3 protein-coding genes are annotated in these 4818 nt (G+C 39.6%); all 3 read right to left on the bottom strand.

The genetic code is table 11. The features are described from left to right. Positions 1-1843: hypothetical protein (locus tag FVQ77_17235; GenBank protein ID MBW8052047.1), on the bottom strand; the 1843-nt coding region annotated here is incomplete at its 3' end. Positions 1844-2430: 587 nt separating this feature from the next. Further along, complete coding sequence (locus FVQ77_17240) at positions 2431-2697, bottom strand: T9SS type A sorting domain-containing protein (protein ID MBW8052048.1); 267 nt, start codon at positions 2695-2697, stop codon at positions 2431-2433. Positions 2698-2753: 56 nt separating this feature from the next. Next, on the bottom strand, positions 2754-4673 hold the full coding sequence (locus FVQ77_17245) for a T9SS type A sorting domain-containing protein (GenBank protein ID MBW8052049.1): 1920 nt from the start codon (positions 4671-4673) through the stop codon (positions 2754-2756). Between the last annotated feature and the right edge of the window lie 145 nt (positions 4674-4818).

Raw genomic sequence — 4818 nt, forward strand, 5'->3', positions numbered from 1 at the left:
CAAAACGGCCCGGCTGAAAGGCGCCTGATACATCAAATATCGTATCCCCATTTATTTTTATTCTGATCCGGTTTGATGTATACAATAATTCAAAATTATATGTTATGCCAAAATTCCAACCTTTACCTGCTCCAAAATCGCTGGCAAGCAATACACTAAAAGGAGGATTATTGATATGAGGCGTAAAAGGGTCTGCTGAAAAATTTCTCTTGATCTTAGATAATGAAAGACCTTCCTGACTGCCACCTTGCGGCCCATTTTTCCAATCAAACAGGATGAAATCCATATCATAAATGCTGTCACCGTTAGCAGCGACGGGTGATTGATAACCAAATACGAAACCAATATAATCATCATCAAAAAACACTAAAGGTTCAATTTGCACAATAATTGTAGTATTGAAAACATTAGTGTCAGAACCTACAAAGAATAAATTGTTATGATTTACAGTTTGCGTAACGGATTCTCCGTCCGCGGAAACCACCCAATTACCCAATGCAGGATCTCCCTCTTTTGCCCAGGTGTTTAGATTCATGATCATCGCACATTGACAAAAAGTAACGCTCAACAGGCCGCCTCCCGGTATATCCAGATCTGTTAATAAGTTTCCGGCACTTCCGTTAGCGGCTCCGTGAGGTACAGCGTTACTTGTTAGACCAAGCAATCCTCCATTAAGAGAAACAGATACACCTGCCGGCAGAATGGAGTCGCTTATCCATATAATACCGCCACCACCGCCTCCTCCGGGGCCATGAACTCCCTGGTTAGTGGTATTTCCGCCCTTTCCACCATTTACCGTTACATTTAGGGTTGAAATATAATATTGCATATCCAACAAAATGGTTCCACCTGCGCCTCCTCCCCCTCCACCATCTATCCCTGCAGTGGGTACATTATTTCCGTTGCTTATAATTGAGAATCCATTCCCCACTATGGTATCTGCTATGATAATAATAATTCCTCCTCCACCTGCCCCAGGTGTACCCTGATTATCATTTTGTTCGCCTCCTCCACCTCCACCCCCTAAAAATATTTTATCAGCGCTGTTTGAATAGTTTAGATTATAGCCGCCTTCTCCTCCTATAGGTAAACTTACGCATCCTGCTTGTTGATCTCCCCCACGGCCCCCTGTTCCATAATTACCGCCGCCACCCCCCCCGGCATTCCACTCATTACCTCCCCCGCCTCCATTGGCAAGCGCGCCACGTCCTGCCTCATAACTAATCCCATAAATTGCTATACCCTCTCCTTTCTGCCCGCTCCTTGTCGAAGCCATAGTATAAAAGTAATCTGTATGATCACAAGAAAATCCACCGTTAATGGACGCAGTTCCTCCCCTGAATCCCTTACCACTCACATCAATATTCGCATTTAAAGTAACCACTCCGGTTTCAAAAACCAATACGCCCCCTATATTGCCGTCCCAGGGGGCAGCAGTGAGGGTACCGGTTACATTAACATTATTATTACAAAATTCCGGCAATGTTATTAATTGCACCAAGCCGGCAGGATCGTATTGTCTTAATAAGGTATCCTGAAAGATAATAGTATCACCATTAATAGAATCAATGATCGCAAATTCATAATTCCCTGTATTATTATAGCTAATAATATTTCCAAAATCAGAGGTATTACTCGTATCATCAATCGTAGCGCCTTTCATTTGGATCAAAAACGCTTTATCCCCTGCGCTAAATTCAGCGGTAGAAATTACAGCTATAGAATTTGAGCTATTTATAGCAGTGACTTTTGTATAGCTGTTGATGATGCCGGCAATATTTGTTTGACCGGATGAAGTTATTGCAAGCAAAAGTAAAAATGCAGTGTATAATGTTCTGAACATAATTTTAGAAATCTTTGAAAAACTTAAATTATTTAGGCTATGTTCTAAATAATACGTTTCTGGTTTCTGGTTTCATTTATTTGTTCATACTGCGTTGTATTGCCTGAATGAACAGGTTGAGCTTTTTACCCAATATTTCCAACTGCTCGTGTAGATCATCGTAGTATATTGTTTCACTAAAATAATAACAAATAAAAAATAATTACTATCCTCAATTATTCATAAAATCCCAACTTCAAAATAAATCCCAAGTTTAAAATCCCAATTTTAGAACACAAAGTTACGATTTTCTGCCACCTGTTGATTTGTTTATGATGCTGCTTAGTATATTGATTATTTCCTCGGATTCCCCCGTAAATCGTATGGCTTTTTTTTTTGGATTTAGGTTTTGGGATTTATTTTGGATTTTGAGCTTTGGATTTGGGATTTTATTTGTTTCATCTTAAAGTTTAGGAATAATATAGGTTAAATGTTATCCTTTTTATGAAACGCTATAATAGTTAATAGATAATTATCTAAGTTTTTATAGTACAAATTTAGACATAATAAGACGATATTCCAAAAGTTGGTTTTACGGTTGAGCCAAATTAGCGAAGCTTAACCATTTTTTCATTATAAACCACACCGCCTAAATACAACTCTATATAATACAGTCCTGCTGGCAGGTGTGTCATATCCAATTTTATTTCGTTGTAACCTTCATTGATAATTTTTTCTTCCTGCGGATATGTTTTCCCCACTATATCTGAAATTTTTATATGGATGACAGCATTTTTGTTGGGATTGTTAAAACCTATATATAAATTCAGCCAAAAAGGATTAGGGAAAATGTGAAAGTTGGCAAAATTCTGCATACAATTCACCCCGCTCACGGCTGAATATTCGTGGTGTCCGTCATGATCTGTTTGTGCTATTGATAAATAACTTTTTTGGTGAGCACACCTTTATCAGTGAGAATTTGAACATAATATATTCCTTTTGAATGATTGCTCAGATCAATGAACAGGTTTACCAAACCTTTCCCGAGGGGTCGGGACACGGTGAAGTTTGGTGAATCATTAGTATATATCAATTGACCGTTAACTTTATATAGATTTACAGACAAGTGTGTTTTCTCTTGTAAATTGATTTTAAGGGTAAACTGTCCAGTATTGGGGTTAGGATAAATATTTAAATCAGCCCCAAATAGACTTAACTCAGAAAAACCTGTAGTGATAACATCTATACTATCACATGTTGAGTCAGACCCGCAAGAATTATTTACAATCAAGCAAATATTATAGGTTCCACCAATCGTATAGGTATATACAGGATGTTGTAAAAAAGATGTATCTCCATTACCAAAATTCCAGAGCCAGCTTACTGCGTCTGTAGAAGAATCTGAGAAACTGACTGTTAATAATGAATCGGTATAGCTAAAAGCTGCGGCAGGAGTATCGCATGGATAGCATAAAAGGCTATCAATAGTTGCTGTGCTGCTAACAACAGTGGCAGTATTATTAGATATTGCCCCGGAGCCTATTGTTGTTGCTACCGGGATCACAACGATAAAAGTATCACTAACCAATGTATTGACAGGTAGCTGGAACTGGGTACACAGGCTATTTCCATTGGAATCAGTCTTGATAAGATAAAGATGATCGAAGCCGGTTATTCCAAAACTGTTGGTATAGCCTGTAATAACATACCCGCCATCTATGGTTGGCTGAACTGCCCAGCCGATATCATTCCCGGCTCCTCCAAAGGTTTTACTCCATTGTAAAACGCCTGTAGAATCGGTCTTTAGTAAATAAACATCGTCATCTCCTGTTCCAAAGCTTGTTGTGCGGCCAATAATAATATATCCTCCATCAGGTGTTTGCTGAACAAATCTGCCTTCATCAAAACTTGCCCCACCATAGGTTTTGATCCATTGCCAGGCGCCAATGCTATCGGTTTTTAGCAGGTAACCGTCTGCATCGCCTGCCCCGATACTGAATGTTCGCCCTGTAATAATATACCCGCCATCTGTAGTCTGCTGAACTGAATAGCCAACGTCAGTACCAAAACCTCCATATGCCTTTGTCCATAGCGTGTCGCCATTAGCACTGGTCTTGATCAGGTAGATATCTGTACTTGTTACTATTGAATTAGTCCTGGTGTATCCCGCAATAATATATCCGCCATCTGTGGTTTGCTGAACGGAGTAGCCGTAATCAGCATTGGGCCCTCCAAAGGTTTTGCTCCATTGCAAAGCGCCTGATGAGTCAACTTTGAGCAAATAAACATCCAGGTCTCCTGCTCCATAGCTGTCGGTAAAACCGGTAATGATATAGCCGCCATCTGTAGTTTGCTGAACGGACTCTGCACGACTAAAATCTACTCCACCAAAGGTTTTGCTCCATTGCAAGCTACCTGTTGGATCAGTTTTGAGTAAATAAACATTCCAGATACCTGTTCCAAAGCTGGCTGTATAGCCTGTGATAATATAGCCGCCATCTGTGACTTGTTGAACGGAATAGCCGACATCAGTAAGCGTGCCTCCATAGGTTTTTGTCCAAAGCGTATCACCATTGGCATTGGTCTTAATCAAATATACATCCGTACCGCCTTCTCCAAAGTTACTGGTAAAGCCGGTAATGATATATCCGCTATCTGCAGTAGGTTGAATGGATCTGCCGACATCTTCCAAAGCCTCACCGAAGGTTTTTTGAAAGGTGGGCTGGGCAATAAGATGGCACAAGGATAATTGAGCAAAGAAAAACCCAGATAATAACCGGGAGAGACGTAGGATGTAAATTATTGACAACATTTGAAAAAACAGTGTGTGTCTGACGCCTGACACCGCCATAAAATTTTTCCTGATTTTACAAAGTTACGATGGCAATTGGTACGTTGTCAATAGAGTGATAGTCGTAATTTACTACGACTATTGACGTAATTATACACTATAATTTAGCGAATTAAAGTAATATCTCCTTTTTTAGTTTGTTTTT

The sequence above is a fragment of the Cytophagales bacterium genome, from assembly GCA_019456305.1.
Classification (GTDB): domain Bacteria; phylum Bacteroidota; class Bacteroidia; order Cytophagales; family VRUD01; genus VRUD01.

Coding starts and splice junctions, on each gene's coding strand:
- FVQ77_17245 (MBW8052049.1), bottom strand. CDS start 4,673: ATGGCGGTGTCAGGCGTCAGACACACACTGTTTTTTCAAATGTTGTCA.
- FVQ77_17240 (MBW8052048.1), bottom strand. CDS start 2,697: ATGCAGAATTTTGCCAACTTTCACATTTTCCCTAATCCTTTTTGGCTG.